The organism is Bacillus sp. CZDM1 (assembly GCF_055502545.1).
This window is the reverse complement of record NZ_JBUESO010000004.1, coordinates 436,202-451,983: the sequence shown is the minus strand read 5'-3', so window position 1 is coordinate 451,983 and position 15,782 is coordinate 436,202. Positions and strand designations below refer to the sequence as shown.

The 15,782-nt window shown below is 36.6% G+C and carries 13 protein-coding genes and 2 riboswitches; of the genes, 8 read left to right on the top strand and 5 right to left on the bottom strand.

The genetic code is table 11. The annotated features are described in order from the left end of the window. Positions 1 to 32 precede the first annotated feature (32 nt). Positions 33 to 2,327 carry a 5-methyltetrahydropteroyltriglutamate--homocysteine S-methyltransferase gene (gene metE, locus ACY3XC_RS12420; protein WP_464868810.1) on the bottom strand — a complete coding sequence of 765 codons (2,295 nt, stop codon included), beginning with the start codon at positions 2,325 to 2,327 and terminating at the stop codon, positions 33 to 35. A 161-nt stretch (positions 2,328 to 2,488) separates the two neighbouring features. After that, a riboswitch (cobalamin riboswitch) is annotated at positions 2,489 to 2,669 on the bottom strand. A 147-nt stretch (positions 2,670 to 2,816) separates the two neighbouring features. Next, a riboswitch (cobalamin riboswitch) is annotated at positions 2,817 to 2,994 on the top strand. A gap of 158 nt (positions 2,995 to 3,152) precedes the next feature. Between metE and ACY3XC_RS12415 the strand changes: the two genes are divergently transcribed. Genes ACY3XC_RS12415 through ACY3XC_RS12405 form a run of 3 tightly spaced genes read left to right on the top strand, consistent with a single transcriptional unit; the run spans position 3,153 to position 6,964 of the window. Next, a complete protein-coding gene (locus ACY3XC_RS12415) occupies positions 3,153 to 5,438 on the top strand; it encodes a ribonucleoside-diphosphate reductase subunit alpha (protein WP_464868809.1) in 2,286 nt (761 codons plus the stop codon). A gap of 28 nt (positions 5,439 to 5,466) precedes the next feature. After that, entirely contained in the window at positions 5,467 to 6,510 is a 1,044-nt protein-coding gene (locus ACY3XC_RS12410) for a ribonucleotide-diphosphate reductase subunit beta (protein ID WP_464868874.1), read from the top strand. Beyond that, positions 6,491 to 6,964 carry a flavodoxin domain-containing protein gene (locus tag ACY3XC_RS12405; RefSeq protein ID WP_464868808.1) on the top strand — a complete coding sequence of 158 codons (474 nt, stop codon included), beginning with the start codon at positions 6,491 to 6,493 and terminating at the stop codon, positions 6,962 to 6,964. The genes ACY3XC_RS12410 and ACY3XC_RS12405 overlap by 20 nt, the downstream gene beginning before the upstream one ends. 175 nt (positions 6,965 to 7,139) lie before the next feature. Here ACY3XC_RS12405 and ACY3XC_RS12400 read toward each other — a convergent pair whose 3' ends face one another. Beyond that, a complete protein-coding gene (locus tag ACY3XC_RS12400) occupies positions 7,140 to 7,880 on the bottom strand; it encodes a metallophosphoesterase family protein (RefSeq protein WP_464868807.1) in 741 nt (246 codons plus the stop codon). A gap of 203 nt (positions 7,881 to 8,083) precedes the next feature. On the opposite strand from ACY3XC_RS12400, the gene ACY3XC_RS12395 reads away from it, so the two are divergent. Then, positions 8,084 to 8,881 carry a DUF2935 domain-containing protein gene (locus tag ACY3XC_RS12395; protein WP_464868806.1) on the top strand — a complete coding sequence of 266 codons (798 nt, stop codon included), beginning with the start codon at positions 8,084 to 8,086 and terminating at the stop codon, positions 8,879 to 8,881. 58 nt (positions 8,882 to 8,939) lie between these two features. Here ACY3XC_RS12395 and ACY3XC_RS12390 read toward each other — a convergent pair whose 3' ends face one another. Beyond that, positions 8,940 to 9,497 (bottom strand): hypothetical protein, encoded by a 558-nt coding sequence (locus ACY3XC_RS12390; RefSeq protein WP_464868805.1) that lies wholly within the window; start codon positions 9,495 to 9,497, stop codon positions 8,940 to 8,942. 109 nt (positions 9,498 to 9,606) lie between these two features. On the opposite strand from ACY3XC_RS12390, the gene ACY3XC_RS12385 reads away from it, so the two are divergent. The 3 genes from ACY3XC_RS12385 to ACY3XC_RS12375 all read left to right on the top strand — a co-directional run bounded on the left by ACY3XC_RS12385 (position 9,607) and on the right by ACY3XC_RS12375 (position 10,763). Continuing rightward, the gene (locus tag ACY3XC_RS12385) at positions 9,607 to 9,753 is read left to right on the top strand and encodes a hypothetical protein (protein WP_464868804.1); all 147 of its coding nucleotides are present in this window, start codon (positions 9,607 to 9,609) and stop codon (positions 9,751 to 9,753) included. Positions 9,754 to 9,843: 90 nt separating this feature from the next. Next, positions 9,844 to 10,131, top strand: coding sequence for a hypothetical protein (locus tag ACY3XC_RS12380; protein ID WP_464868803.1), 288 nt, complete (start codon positions 9,844 to 9,846; stop codon positions 10,129 to 10,131). 56 nt (positions 10,132 to 10,187) lie between these two features. Continuing rightward, positions 10,188 to 10,763 carry a uracil-DNA glycosylase gene (locus ACY3XC_RS12375; protein WP_464868802.1) on the top strand — a complete coding sequence of 192 codons (576 nt, stop codon included), beginning with the start codon at positions 10,188 to 10,190 and terminating at the stop codon, positions 10,761 to 10,763. Positions 10,764 to 11,087: 324 nt separating this feature from the next. On the opposite strand, the gene ACY3XC_RS12370 is transcribed toward ACY3XC_RS12375, so the two are convergent. Continuing rightward, a complete protein-coding gene (locus ACY3XC_RS12370; RefSeq protein ID WP_464868801.1) occupies positions 11,088 to 13,094 on the bottom strand; it encodes an alpha-galactosidase in 2,007 nt (668 codons plus the stop codon). Positions 13,095 to 13,319: 225 nt separating this feature from the next. Then, positions 13,320 to 14,231: a DMT family transporter gene (locus ACY3XC_RS12365; protein WP_464868800.1), complete on the bottom strand. Its 912-nt coding sequence runs from the start codon at positions 14,229 to 14,231 to the stop codon at positions 13,320 to 13,322. 279 nt (positions 14,232 to 14,510) lie between these two features. Here ACY3XC_RS12365 and ACY3XC_RS12360 point away from each other — a divergent pair, with 279 nt between their 5' ends. After that, positions 14,511 to 15,746 carry an ATP-binding protein gene (locus tag ACY3XC_RS12360; RefSeq protein ID WP_464868799.1) on the top strand — a complete coding sequence of 412 codons (1,236 nt, stop codon included), beginning with the start codon at positions 14,511 to 14,513 and terminating at the stop codon, positions 15,744 to 15,746. The last annotated feature ends 36 nt before the right edge of the window (positions 15,747 to 15,782 follow it).

Below are 15,782 nucleotides of genomic sequence, written 5' to 3'. Positions count from 1 at the left end.
GCAGCTTACATCTTCTTCCTTTTATAGGCAGTTTAAACAGTTTGTTGTTGCTGTTGCTGGCGTAGTTTTCGTGCAGCTGTCACCATATTTTTTAATGAGAAAATTGTTTCATCTTCATGTCGTGTTTTTAAACCGCAATCTGGATTCACCCAAAACTGTTCTTTTGAAATAATCTCTAAGCTGTCTTTTAATATGGTGTCGATTTCTTCTACACTTGGAACACGCGGGCTGTGGATATCATACACACCTAAACCGATACCAAGTTCATATGGATTTTGTTTTAGTGATTGTAGTAGTTCCCCATGACTCCGAGACGTTTCGATAGAAATTACATCTGCATCAAGTGCCCGAATTGGCTCTATAAAGTTATTAAACTCGCAATAACACATATGCGTATGAATTTGTGTTTCATTTCTGACGCTAGAAGTCGCGAGCTTGAATGCATTTACTGCCCATAATAAATATTCTTTCCAGTCTTCTTTTCTTAGTGGCAAGCCCTCACGTAATGCGGGTTCATCCACCTGAATAATAGCGATGCCCGCATTTTCTAATGCTTGAATTTCTTCCTTCAGGGCTAAGGCAATTTGGTTGGCTACATGTTCACGAGAAAGATCATCACGGACAAAAGACCAATTTAAGATGGTGACAGGGCCTGTTAACATTCCTTTAACATACTTAGACGTTAATTGCTGTGCTTCTACTACTTCCTTCACAGTCATTGGCCATGTCCACTCGATGTCACCGTAGATAATCGGTGGTTTTACAGAACGTGACCCATATGATACCACCCAGGCTTTTTCTGTAAAAGCAAAACCTTTCAGCTTTTCACCAAAGAATTCGACCATATCTGTTCTTTCAAATTCACCATGAACGAGGACATCAAGGCCTATTTCTTCTTGGATTTCTATCCAACGTGCTGTTTCACTTTTCACAAACGCAGCGTAATCAGAGTCTGTTATTTCATTTTTGCGCCATGCTGTTCGTGTTCGTTTTACTTGATCCGATTGTGGGAAGCTGCCAATTGTTGTTGTTGGAAAATCTGGTAATTGTAACGACGCTTGCTGTAAAGGTTGACGTTCCTTAAATGGCATTGGACGTGTGAAATTCTCAGGTTTAACTTGTAACAAAAGCTCCTTCACACGTGTGTTTTTCCTCGTCTCATGCTGTTCTAAGGCTTGAATAGCCGCCATACTTTGTGACACACTTTTATTTCCTGACCAATTCTCGTCTGAAACAAAGGATTTTATGTGTGTTAACTCAATGATTTTCTCATCGGCGAAGGATAATGCATTTAGTAATGTTGCATCAAGAGTCTTTTCAGATTTAGTTGTCACCGGAACATGCTGCATACTGCAAGAAGATTGAACCCAAGCTTCCTTTACACCGCTTAAAGATAAAATTGCTTTTGTCATCATTGCTTTTTCAGCCAAATTTGCCCGCCAAATATCACGCCCATTTATGATTCCAATCCCTAATACTTTATCTTCTGGGAATCCGTATTTACGGAGTGAAGACATATTCTCATCAGCACCATGAATAAAATCAAGACCAACTCCTGCAACAGGTAATTGAATGAGCTCTTCATACGCTGATAGTCCTTCAAAATAGGTTTGTAACATCAATTTCGCTGCTGGGACTTCAACTCTTAATTGTTTATAAATTTGTTGAACTAGTTTTACATCTTCAGGTGCTAGTGAAAGGACTAATGCTGGTTCTTCCACTTGAATCCACTCTGCCCCTGCATCTACAAGTTGTTGGAGTACTTGAGCATAAAGAGGTAAGAGTCTTAAAATAAAGGATGCTTTGGATAGTGAATCATAACCCTTCGATAATTGAACAAAAGAATAGGGACCTATAATGGTCGGCTTTGTAATTAGACCTAGTTCAAACTTCGCTTCTAAAAAATAATCTAAAATGTAGTTTTGAGTTAATTTTAGTGGCTTGTCTTCATACTCAGGAACAATGTAATGGTAGTTTGTATTAAACCACTTTGTCATTTCAGAAGCTACAACATTGTTTGCTCCACGTGCCATTGCGTAATAAGTTGTTAAATCTACCTTTTCACTTTTCCATTTATAACGGGCTGGAATTAAACCGAACATGGTCGCGAGATCTAGCATACGGTCATAAAAAGTAAAATCTCCGACCGTGAGAATGTCTAATCCTAATGTTTGCTGGTGCCTCAAATGATTCAAGCGTATGGTCTTCATCTCAAAGATAAACTCTTCCTCTGATATCTGATCCTTCCAAAAAGATTCCACACAGCGTTTCCACTCTCGATTACCACCAATGTAGGGGTAACCAATGGCTGTACTCACTAAATTCATTTTTACCATTCCTCCTTTACATTTACATATTCCAAATACAAAAAAGCCATCTCCATGAAAAGGAAATGGCTATACATTCAAGTTAAAGGTATGTCTAAGAAATCAAACAACTCATAACTCGTTTGTCGTACGAAGGTCACCACCTATTCCACGTAGGTATTTGGTGTGTACTAGAATTGGCAGGTCTCCTGGCTCATCATCAATGTTCATCACACCTTCCCATCAAAAGACAGTGGTATTTGTGATTCACTCCGAATTACAGTTGCGGGACAGCGACGGAATTACACCGTTCTTCCCTTTTAAGCCAAGCCTCAGCTTGGCACCAATTCTTACACGATATGTAATTGCCAATTAATATAACATACAAAAAAACATTCGTACATAATTTTCTGAGAATTTTTTTTGTTATTGTCAAAGTAGATAATGTATATTATATTTGTTGTTATACAATATTTAGTGTTGATTGTAAGGTTGTGACACTAAATATAGATAATGACCAAATTTAATGGTGTCTGTATAGACTTAATAGGGAATCTGGTGAGAATCCAGAGCTGTACCCGCAACTGTAAGTGCTGACGAAATAATCATATCCACTGTCATTGGACGGGAAGGGATTAGAGTAGGAAGAGGCACAAGTCAGGAGACCTGCCATTATTATTACGTATTATCTTCTTCGGGAGTTGGGAGGATATAACGAGGGTATGCCTACTATTACAGTGACTAAGTACTGTATGATAGATTATTCCACGTTATGAACCCATCTTCATTGATGGGTTTTTTGTTGTTTCACTCTCGAAGTCAATTCGATAGAAAAGAGGAATGGCTATGGCAGTAAATCGTGTTTATTCAGAAAAAGATACAGTTTTTGCAGCAGTGAAAAGAGTATCTGAAAAATATAATCTGGATACAGCTGAATTATTTGAAAAGATTGATAATCTTGAAGAGTCTTCAATTTATGAACACTCACTTCTTTATGCATTAAATCAAATCTCAATGACCGACCCAAATTGGACCTTTCTTGCAGCAAATCTGTATTTACAGGAACTTTATCAGAATGCGTCAAAAAGCAGGGGGGATAAGTCGGAAAAAAAATACGGAGATTTTTACATTCTGATTGCTGAATTAACTAGAATAGGAATCTACTCTAAGGATCTATTACAAGATTACACAAAAGAAGAGATTGAAATATTAGGAGCAGAAATATCGTCAGAACGGGATTATTTGTTTAATTATATAGGGTTGTTTTTACTAGCAGATCGTTACTTAGCAAAAGATTACGAAGGAAACCTATACGAATTGCCTCAAGAACGGTTTATGATTATCGCCATGACATTAATGAGAAAGGAACAAAAGGCAATCAGATTAACCTATGTTAAAGAAGCATACTGGGCACTAAGCAACTTGTACATGACCGTTGCTACACCAACACTATCAAATGCTGGGAAAAGTTTTGGCCAGCTCTCTTCCTGTTTTATTGATACAGTAGAAGATTCATTAGATGGAATTTATTTGAACAATTGGGATATTGCTAGATTAAGTAAGGACGGTGGCGGTCTAGGCGTTTATCTAGGCAAGGTACGTGCCTTAGGTTCAGATATAAAGAAATTTAAAGGTAATTCCTCTGGGGTGGTACCTTGGATTCGTCTTATTAATGATACGGCTGTGAGTGTTGACCAATTGGGACAAAGGCAAGGGGCGATTGCCGTTTATTTAGATGTATTTCACAAAGATATTATGAACGGCTTTTTAGACTTAAAAACAAACAACGGGGACGAAAGACGTAAGGCTCATGATATTTTTACAGGTGTTTCGATACCAGACTTGTTTATGAAAAAGTTAGAAGAAGTTGATGAAAACGGCAGAAGTGTTGGAGAATGGCATACCTTTTGTCCGCATCAAGTAAAACAAATGATGGGTTGGAAGGATCAAGAAGGAAATCCCCTCGGTTTGGAAGATTTTTATGATGAGTGCGATATAAAGTTTTTTACTGAAAAGTATGAAGAAGCGGTCAACCATCCTCTACTTCCTCGGAAAACCTATCGAGCTATGGATATTATGGCAAGGATTATGATTTCTCAATTAGAAACAGGTACTCCATATATGTTTTATCGCGATGAAGTAAATCGTCAAAATCCCAACAAACATGTAAGAGGAAAGGGACGTACATCGATTTTTTGCAGTAATTTGTGTACCGAGATAACCCAGAATATGTCTGCCACTACCATTATTAAAGAATTTAAGGATGAAGAAGGAAATATTGTCATAGTTCGAAAACCTGGAGACTTTGTTGTCTGCAATCTATCATCTATTAATCTGCCGAAATCTGTAAAAGCCAATGTATTAGAAAGATTAATCCCTATTCAAATGAGAATGTTAGATAATGTTATTGATCTGAATACCATTGCTGTCGGACAAGCCGAGGTGACAAATAAGCAATATCGTCCAGTGGGGTTAGGTACGTTTGGCTGGCATCACCTTCTCGCATTAGAGGGGATTTTTTGGGAATCCGAAAGGGCTGTTAAATTTGCTGATCAACTATATAAGGAAATTGCTTATCTTACGATTCGTTCATCTATGGAATTAGCTAAGGAAAAGGGTGCCTATAAGAAGTTTGAAGGTTCAGAATGGCAATCAGGCGAGTACTTTGAACGGAAAGGGTATGAATCAGACCGATGGAACCAATTGATGGAGGATATTTCAAAGTATGGGGTTCGAAATGGCTGGATGATGGCGATCGCCCCAAACTCATCCACTGCAAAGATTGGTGGTTCAACAGATGGGATCGATCCTTTATATGCAGTTGAATACGCAGAGGAGAAGAAAAATTTCAAGTTTAAAGTCACCGCACCTGATTTAGACCATAACAGTTACAACTTTTATCGACGTACCAGGCATGTTCTGGATCAGAATTGGAGTATTTTGCAAAACGCAGCCAGGCAGCGCCATATTGACCAATCGATTAGCTTTAATCTCTATGTTCGTCATGATATTAAAGCAATAGAGTTATTAAATCTTCATATGCAAGCGTGGAAGCAGGGATTAAAAACAACCTATTACGTAAGAAGCACATCGCAAACTGAGATAGAAGAATGTGAAGCATGTCAAAGTTAAAAGAAACGATCGAGGAGGTTTTTATTTGATGATACATACACCATTAACCAAAATAAAATTACTAAATCCAGATTTTCCAAACAAATCCACTAGGATCATAAATGGTGAGTCTTCAGGTATTCTTAATTGGAATGATATTGCCTATCCGAAAATGTACGACTTATATCAAACTCTATTATCGAACTTTTGGAAACCGCAAGAAATTAATATGCAGGATGATATAAAACAATGGGAATCCCTTAGTAATCATGAAAAGGATGTGTTTTTACGTATTAATACGCAGCTTGCTTCACTTGATAGCTTGCAAACACCAACCATGAGTCAAGTTATGGATTATGTGACGGACTCTAGTTTCAAAGCGATCTTTGCGGTTATTTCACAACAAGAAGCCGTTCATAATGAGTCATATTCTTATATACTTAGCTCACTTATACCGATAGGTGAACAAAATCATCGATTTAATCAAGCGAAAAGTGATCACATTGTCCTAAAACGAAATCAATTAATTTTAGACTCATATGAGGAATTTAGACAAAATCCAACGTCACAATCGTTATTTAAGTTAAGTGTAAACTCCATCAATCTAGAGGGGATTTTCTTTTACGCCGGTTTTGCTTTTTTCTACCATTTAGCACGTCAGCAAAAAATGCTGAAAACAAGTACGATGATTAGTTATATTCAACGAGATGAAATGCAGCATGCCTATTTTATTTCTCAATTTATTCGGATTCTTCTAACTGAAAACCCTGAACTTCATACGGATGAAAATATCCACTATGTCTATGAAACGATTAATGAGGCTGTTGCACTAGAAAAAGAGTGGGCTCAATACATTTTATCTGACATAAAAGGGATTGATTTAGTAGAATTCGAGTGGTATGTAGAATATTTGGCAAATAAGCGGTTGAAACAGCTTGGCTTGAAAAATCTTTATAAAGAAAGAAACAATCCGATGCCGTGGATTCAAATTTTTGGGGATGAAATGATGAATGAGACAAAATCGGATTTCTTTGAACAAAAGTCCAGAACCTATTCAAAGGTCTCGCAGTCCAATGGATTTGAAGAACTGTAAAATATCCGTTGTTATTATTTATGCGTCCGTATCCGGAAACACAAAAGAATTAGCTGAAGAACTTTATCAAATCTTGCTAGGGATGTCAGTCAATATATCAATTTATAGTATAAATGAGTTTTCATTGGAAGACTTAAGCCAATATAAGGCAGTTGTCATAGGAACGTACACATGGGGAAATGGTGAAATCCCAATGGAAATGAGGCAGCTCTATCAAGCGTTTGAATCAATTAAGAGAAAAGACATTACGACTGCCGTTTTTGGAACAGGAGATAGCTTTTATCCAATGTTTTGTGGAGCGGTTGATCAATTTCGAGACATGCTTTATGTTCACACGAACTTAGCTGCTACCTTAAAGGTTGAACTTTTGCCACAGGAACAGGATATAAAACGTTGCAGGAAATTTGTTGAAATACTACTATTGCGTGTTAGTATGGAAAATCAGGTAACGTAATTTATAAATATGGCCGATTGGAGACTCTAAAAGCATGTTTTGTGCTGGGAGACTCCTTGAACGCCTGAAACATAAGCAGAATTTGCTTCTGCGGAAAATGAAATGTCTTTAATGTGATATTTGATTTAGGATTGGACCTAAAAGAATACCTTTAAAATGGTCTTCACTAAAATCTCTACTTTTTTATTCCTCGATATTTTGCTGTTTTTAATTCTTGAATATATTCTCCAAGCTCGGGCATTTCCATTTCTTGGGCTATTTGTATGGATGCTTCGATATCATATGGAACTCGAACAAGCTGAATCGAAAAGACTCCATTTCCACTTTGGTTATATTCTCCCTCGAGAATAGCATAGGATGCCTGAGTGAGATCAAGAGGATTCCCTACGCTGCCCACGTTACATAAGGTTTTACCTTTAATATTTTGCTGATAGGCATTATGAATATCTCCATATAAAACAACATCAGGCTCTCTTTTTCCGGCCATATTTTTTGTGAGTTCTGTGTTCTCAAACATACTTAAGCGACGATCAAGAGAATCCCAAGGTTGTATTCTTTCATAAACACTCCGCGGTGAAGCATGAAACATTCTGACTAGTTTACCGCTCATCATAAACTCTACTGAAAACGGTAGTTTTCCCAATTCATTCATTTGTATTTTCGTTAATTGGTTTTGATGCCATTTGATTGTTTTGGATTCCTGGGGTTTAGGAAAGAAATCATCCCAATTACCCCTAACCACTTTTTCACAACGCTTTTGGATTATTTGGACTGCCATGCTTGATTGTGGTCCTTTTCCAACTAAATCACCTAAGCAAAAAATTCGCTTAATGTTTCTAGAATCTATATCAGCTAGTACCGATTCTAACGCAGGGATATTTCCATGAATGTCTGAAATAATAGCTATTTTTTCCATCTTTACAAAACTCCTAATGATTAATATGAAAGTAATTCTCCATTTGTCTCTTCATTTCCTGTATATTTTCCCGAAATTGTTAATGCAAGTAGTTATAGCTCCGCTAGTTATTCACTTATCCCAAGAACCGATGTTCATAAGAAGTTCTATAGGAGAATAAATATCAAATTAGTGTGGGTATTTTTTTCCTAGGAGGAATGGACATGAACGAAGTTTTTGAAAGGTCAGCCAGATTTGAACACCGTTTTTGGCTTCAAATATTAGGTGATCATTCTAGGTTTATTTTTGAAGCTCTTGCGCCAATTCAAAAAGTTGAGATTGAGCAGGCTACAAATTTTATTAACATATTTGATACACTTCTAGAACGCGCAAAATCCTCACCACTGAAACAACTAACAGCACAAGTAGAACCAGAGGTACTAAAATTACGGGAATTCAAATTAGAATTAATACGAAAACACCTCGTCGGAAAAATCAAAATTCACCTTTCACCTACTTTTATTAATCACATGGTAAATGAATTAGAGGAATATTTAAGGATTTTAAATCATTTGAAAGAGGGGAAAGTCCCTCCCGTTTACCATGAACTTCATCATCACCTACTTTGGATATTAGACGCAGCAGGTCATTCAGACGCTATATATTTAAATTTAGATGGTGTAGAAAAGAAATTAAAAAAGAAAAGCAAGACATTTAAGAAGGATTTTGAAGGTTTTTATCTAAAGGCAGTAGAGCTGGCAGGATATTTAAGAACCAATTTGACGAACTTTCCAGCTTTAACAAAAATGACGAATGATGCTCAATTAGAAATTAAGTTATTCCAAAATTTTTTAACGGAACTAGAAGAATTAGAACTAAGTAACCAAGCATTGGGAACCTTTGCACCGTTAATGGCTGATCATATGTATCGGGAAGAATGTTATTATCTAATGAAATTAGCAGAATCGGCAAATATTGATCCGCCCAATTGTGATCCTGCTAAACCTCGACTTAAGGAATGAAAAACTTTATTACAGTTAAGGTGTGTTCAGGGATAATCTCCTGAACATTTTTTTGTGTCTATTGTTTAAACTCTAAAGGAAGGACTTCTGTTATAAGTAGAGATTCCTCCTGAAAAATGCAATACAAATCTGTAATCATACTATGTATCAGAGCCTTTCGTATTAATAAGCCTTCATAGCCCTGTTTTATAAGGCTCTTACGAAATTTTGTATTGGCTTCTTCTTTATTTAATAGAATAGCATCATTTTTCCAGGTAACGTCTCTTTTTTTGGCGCCTAAATAATCACAAAATACGTCACGTTCTTTCATGAACAAATCAAATGATTCCTCTGTATTAGATTCGTAAATTTTTAAATTTGGTTCATCTATATACACTTTATAAATATAGCCGCTAACGGGTCTTTCATATTGAATTACCTTTGGTTCTTCATTCTCCCAGAACTCGCTCTTTGATTTTTCAATCACCGTCTCAGAACCCATTGCAAAAGGTTTTGCTGTATCGAAATTCGAAGTAAACCAAAATCCAATAGTATTGATATCGTTACCTAAATTTTGAACTACGGTTTCTTCATTAAAAGTTTGAAATTTTTTTATAGACCCATGGTATACAATCATTTTCATAACCTCCACTATTAAGATTCCCCAAATTTTAGATAAATTTCTTAAGTATATTTCTTTTACACTATATAGATAATAAAACTGATTTACTAAAGGAGATGACAGAATGAAGACTAAGGATAATTTTAAAACAGGAGCAAAGGTAACAGCGGATAATCAAATTTATGGAACACCTAATAGCAAAAGTAAAAATGGTACTGGTGACTCACCAAATGATAATGTGGGTAAGAATAAAAAGGGTCTTGATCGTTAAGGAAGCAGCCAATTTAAATTGGCTGTTTTTTTAACACAAAAGGTCAGGAATTAAATTCTTGATGAACACAATAAAAGGTGAGGACTACGTTTGGACAAAAAGAATCTGAGTGAACAAGAGTGGGTTTATAATTATCTTAAGAATCGTGATAAACCCTTGCCTCTAGTTTTAGGAACGAAAGGTACATGGGGTATTAATGGAAAAAAGTCTATTATTTTAGTGGCATTTACCTTGCCAGATATAGCAGTTATGAGAGATATGCATAATGTTACAAATAATCCTATACGAGAAATGAGATATAAAGAAATTGTATATTATGCAGCAAATATAGTAGCTAATAAACAAGTTGAGTACATGATTGATTATTGGAAAGAATAAAAAATACTGTCATTATTATCTTAATTAACGAAATTCAGTACCAGGAGATGGATGCTATGACTGATTTTTGTTCGGAATTATGGCCGGAAGAACCCACCCCTGAAACTTTTAAAGATTGCCGTGAATGTGGTCTTTATCATCACGGAACACGTATGGTCTGGGGAGAAGGGAATCCAGATGCACCAATTATGGTTATATTAGATAACCCGGGAGCCAGAGAAGACCGGGAAGGGAATCATATTGTCTGCGGAACTCGACATACATTACAACAAGCAGCCAGTGAAGTTGGCTTGAAAATTGAAGACCTCTACGTAACTATTATCCTAAAAAGAAGACCAGTGCGTGCTTATGATAAAGATCAGGTGCGCCAAACCTGTATGTTTCATTTAGAACAACAATTACAACATAAAAAACCCAAGCTTATTTTATGTTTAGGAAATGTTGCCGTCCAATCCTTTTTTCAAGACCCTGAAGCCGAGGTTAAGAACATGCGAGGTACTTGGCACAATGTTGATGGATATCAGACTGCTGTTGCTTACCATCCACTAGCAGTAAGGCGTCGCCCTAACTTATGGTCAATGTTTTTAAGAGATATGGTATTTGTTGCAGAACGCTACCAAAAGAACGGTTAAAACAATTTAGGAATTATTTATATATCTCCTTCCCCCAACATATTATTTATTAATTAACAATGGGATAGTGGGGGGATTTCGGTGGATATTCATAAATGTCCGGATTGTATGGCATTAAGAATGTTCGAGGATGGTAAATGTACAAATTGTGGTTATTGTTCCAGTATTAGAACATCAATAAATGCACTGTATTCTCAAAAAAAGAATACTAAATACCAAGAATACGAGACAATAAAAAGGGTAGGTGAAAAGAGGATTAGTTTAGTGAGGTCATTAAAACGGTAAGGGGAAGGGGAGTTAAAGATGACTCCCCCTTAGATTTTTCTAAGCAACGGTCCTTTGCGGTATACTAGATTTTGAACCTTTAAATCTTTCCCTAGCTAAAGTAAAGATTTTTGAAATGATTATTAGAGATAAAAACACAATAAGTGCTGCTACCTGAGCAGGGGATTGTTGATCCGTATTGGTCTCAAAGGACTTTGTGCTTTCGCCAATTGTATTGTTTGCACTTACGATATACGAATACGTGCTGCCAATATGGTGTTTAGCACTTTTATCCAGAAAGGTTGGCGACGTTAGATTTTCGGCGATAGGCGTGTAATCACTGCTCACCCCAAAACCATTAATCTCCTTCCGGTAGACTGTATAGGAGGTCGCACCAAATGACGGATTCCAGGCAAGTGAAACTGAATCTTTATTATTTCTATTTGCCATTATTCCACTTGGTTTGGCAGGAGCAGTTGTTACTTCAGTATGAAAGGAATAGGTGCCGACCTGAGTTTCCTTACCGCCTGATACAAACGATACCCTCCAATAGTAACGTGTATCCTTATCAAGTTCCTTTACATTAACAGTTGGGATAGAAACAGTTTGATCATAGATAATATTTTTCATGCTTGAATCTGTTGCCATCTGTACATGATAACTTTCCGCACCAGATTGGGAGCCCCATTTGAACGTCACATTGGTAGGATTAACATCAATTGCACCGCTTTTCGGCGAAACAATTAGGGACGAAGCCGGAACTACGTGAATCATACTAGAAGCATGCGTTGGAAGGTTTGCTGTAAAACCTTTTTCCATGCTTCCTAAATCTTGATGGCTCCACAAATCACGCACGAAAGCTGAGCCCGCAATCCCTAAATCTTCCCATTTGACGCTTACATCTTGTGTTGAAGTGCTGGTATTAAAGAGTGCTATATTATACGAACCGTCTGGAAGGGTTTGATAGAATACTTGAGAGTCAGTTTTTTTGTATAAACGTTTTCCTGCTGAGCCACTTTGGTTTACTCCAATTATCTCGTCATTTGTTAAAAGGTTAACCCCATAATCATCCAGATTTGTCAGGTCATTTCCTATTACGAACTGAGATGCGGCAATTGCCCATAGTGATACGTAAGAACGTTTTTCATCATTCGTAATACCATCCTTACTACCGTTTGCGACATTTAATGAATCAAAGTCATTCCAGCCGCCTGGCTGAGCATGCTGCTGCCATTCTGCGGCATCATCAAATCTTCTCGATATCTTTTTCCAAGAGACAAGGTTAGGCGTCCCATAGGCTTCTACATCATGATCGGTCCGCCAGCCATTGGATAAGTTTCGCCAAGTATCAATGTGTTTGATATCGAGGTTATTAGACAACTCCACATGGATCGGTCTGCCAGTTTTTTTCAGTGCCTTTGCCCATGCCTCTACGTCTGCGATATCCTGATTTCGAACACCGTCAATTTTAAGGTAATCTATCCCATAAGAAGCAAACAGCCTAGCCCAAGAATCAATATATTCCTGCGCACCGGGCTTTGAATAATCAATGGCATACATTTTTTCAAAATTAAAATTTTTCTTTTCGCCTTTGCTAAGATCCACAATATCTTTTGCATGGTAACGTGTTCCTTCAATCGGGGTATTTTGATCTACCGCCGCCTTTGGAATACCAAGGGTAACGTAGTGGCCGAACTTCAACCCTTTATTATGGATATAGTCCCCAAGTGCTTTCATACCATTTGGAAATTTCTTAGGGTCTACCGCCCACCTGCCATATTCATCAACGGTAGTCCTCCAATCCAACATATAATAATCATCAAGGTTTACATAGTGATACCCATGGGATTTAAACTTCGCTGCCAAAACATCAGCGGCCGCTTTGATTTTTTTCTCTGTCGGCTTTCTACGAATCGAGCTCCAGCTGCTCCAGCCCATAAAAGGACGATCTGCCAGCTCATTATAGGAGGACGCACTCACTTCATGTGGGGTTATGTTAGAAACGGTAAAAATACCAGTTAACAGTATGGAGAAGGAAACGATAGTCGAGATTATTTTTTTCAGCATAAATGCCTCCTCAAAGTAGTATGAACCTTTAAAACTATAAATGAAGTCATTAGTACTATATTAATATAGAAAACTCTAAATATTAATGAGTAATATGTTCCAACTGCATTACACAATAATCGGAATCACACTCACTTCCAATAAAAAAGGTGCCAGGCACCCCAAAATTTCTGGAAGGTTCCTGGCACTTCTTTTTTTGTGACCTCTACACCTGGACTGCTAATCTTAAGAGGCAGATTCCAAATCCAAAGATGTAGACTTCTTTTTAGTATGAGAGATCTTCAGATTTCCTGCTACAATTCCACCCAATATTAAAACAACACCAAGCCATTGGGACATACTAACATGTTCTGATAAGACTATCGAGGATAATATAACAGCTATTGGGAGTTCAGAGGACGTTAAAATGGTCCCAAGACCTGGTCCAACATGCGGCATCCCGATGGTAAATAAAATTGGGGGCAAGACTACCCCTAATAGGCCAAGATACAAACCGTACGGTGCAATTTCCAATAAAACTGGTATTTCGAATAACCCTGTTGGCGGACTAAGAATAAAAACAGTAATTAAGCCCCCGGTGGTGAATAGAGCACTCTTTTGCACCACTGGTGTATCTTTTTCAATAGAACTGCTAACAAAGATAAATGTGGTATAGGTCAAAGCGGAAAGCATTCCCCATCCAGTTCCTTGCCAAGTAATATCTCCGATGCCAACTCCAATAATTCCAGATGCAAAAATCGAACCAATAATTAGAATACCGATGGAAACAACTTTTCCAAGCGTTGGTGCCTTTTTAAAAAAAATCCACTCGAATAAACTGCCAATCCAGACGAATTGAAATAAAAAGATAATCGCAAGCGAAGCGTTAAGTGATTGCAGTGATTGGTAATAAAATAGACTGGTTAAACCAAGTGGAATTCCTGATATAAGTAATTTGCCTATTTTCGGAAGTGTCAGTTTTTTCTTCTTCGTAAAAAGAGCTGCTATCCAGATTAAAAGAGTCCCCATTAAGAATTGACTTCCAGTGACCTGAGAACTAGTAAAACCAGCGGAATAAGCTAGCTTTACAAAAGTTGATAATGCTCCGTAGCAGCAGCCTCCTATTAAAACAATTAGTGCGTATTGCCAAGTTTTCATGTTTTTTACCCCTTTCATTCTAAAAAAACAAACAAAAAAGCCACACAGCTATATAGAAGCTGTGTGGCGAAAATAGAGAATTCTCTAGAAAAGTCCACAAACAAATGATTTTTGTTATTCAATTTACTTTTGTCATCATATATGAAAACAAATCGAATGTCAATGAAAAAAGAAATTGGTTATGAAAGAAAAACAGATGTATAAATTTCCAATACTGTAGTAAAATAATATTTTATATGTAATTTTTTAGTCTACAACTCTAACGAAAGGAGTTTCACCTTGATAGAATCATTGCTTTTAAATTTCCTTTTTCTACTATTTCCAGTTTTAACTTTTTTAATATTCTTTGAAAGTAGATTCCATACATATAATCAATACTTTCTTACACTCCTTTCATCTATTTCCATGGTTTTATGTATGGCATTTCCTATTAGATTAGAAATCGGCTTTATTTTTGATTTACGCTATATCCCTTTCCTAATTATTGCTCTTTTTGGAGGATTTAAGTTTACGTTCCCACTATTTATTGTCTTAAACACGTATCGGTTTTTAGTAGGTGGGGAAGGAACTATTCATTCGTTTATTTTCGCTTCTGTTATTTTTATAATAGTACCACTATTACATAAATGGTTTATGAACCAAAGTACAAAGAAACGAATCTGGAGTGCTGTAGTTGTCTCTATTCTGACGGTGCTCCTGTACCTTACAATTTTGGGTACATTAATGCCAGTATTGAATAGGGAATTCTGGACATTAACCATCAACGCTTTAATTACCTTTGCTGTCGTCATGTTCATCATCATGATTTTAATAGAGCAAATACTTGCTAATATTAAGAGGCGTGAATCAACTCAACAGTCTGAAAAATTTAATATAATCAGCGAATTATCAGCTAGTGTTGCCCATGAAATTAGAAATCCACTTACAGTTACAAATGGATTCCTACAGCTTCTAAATAATTCTCAGAACATTACGCTAGAAGAGAAAAAGTATATTGATTTTTCATTAGTAGAATTAAAACGTGCTGAAAGAATTGTAAGCGATTTTCTAGCATTTGCTAAACCTCAAAGCGAAAATATGATTTTTTCTAATCTCGAAAAGGAAACAGAATATGTTAAAGACATAATTACTCCATTTGCCAATATGCATCAGGTTGATATCCAATATAAATTTACTAACACATTAAATATTCAGTATGATAAAAATCAGATGCAACAATGCTTAATGAATTTATATAAAAATGGGATTGAATCAATGATGGGACATGGCGGGGTCCTTTCTATCAATGTATCGGAACATAAGAATGACATTATGATAAGAATCAAAGATACTGGGGTCGGCATGGCAAAGGAAGAAGTGTTTCAATTAGGAAGACCCTATTACTCTACAAAAAATGAAGGAACAGGTCTTGGCATGTTGATGGTCTATAGTACCATCAATAAAATAAATGGAAAGATTGAAGTACAGAGTGAAATAGGGAAAGGAACTACGTTTATCATTACTATTCCTGCTTAATAAATGTAAGTCAAATGGTGAAAACGTAGGTTTAAT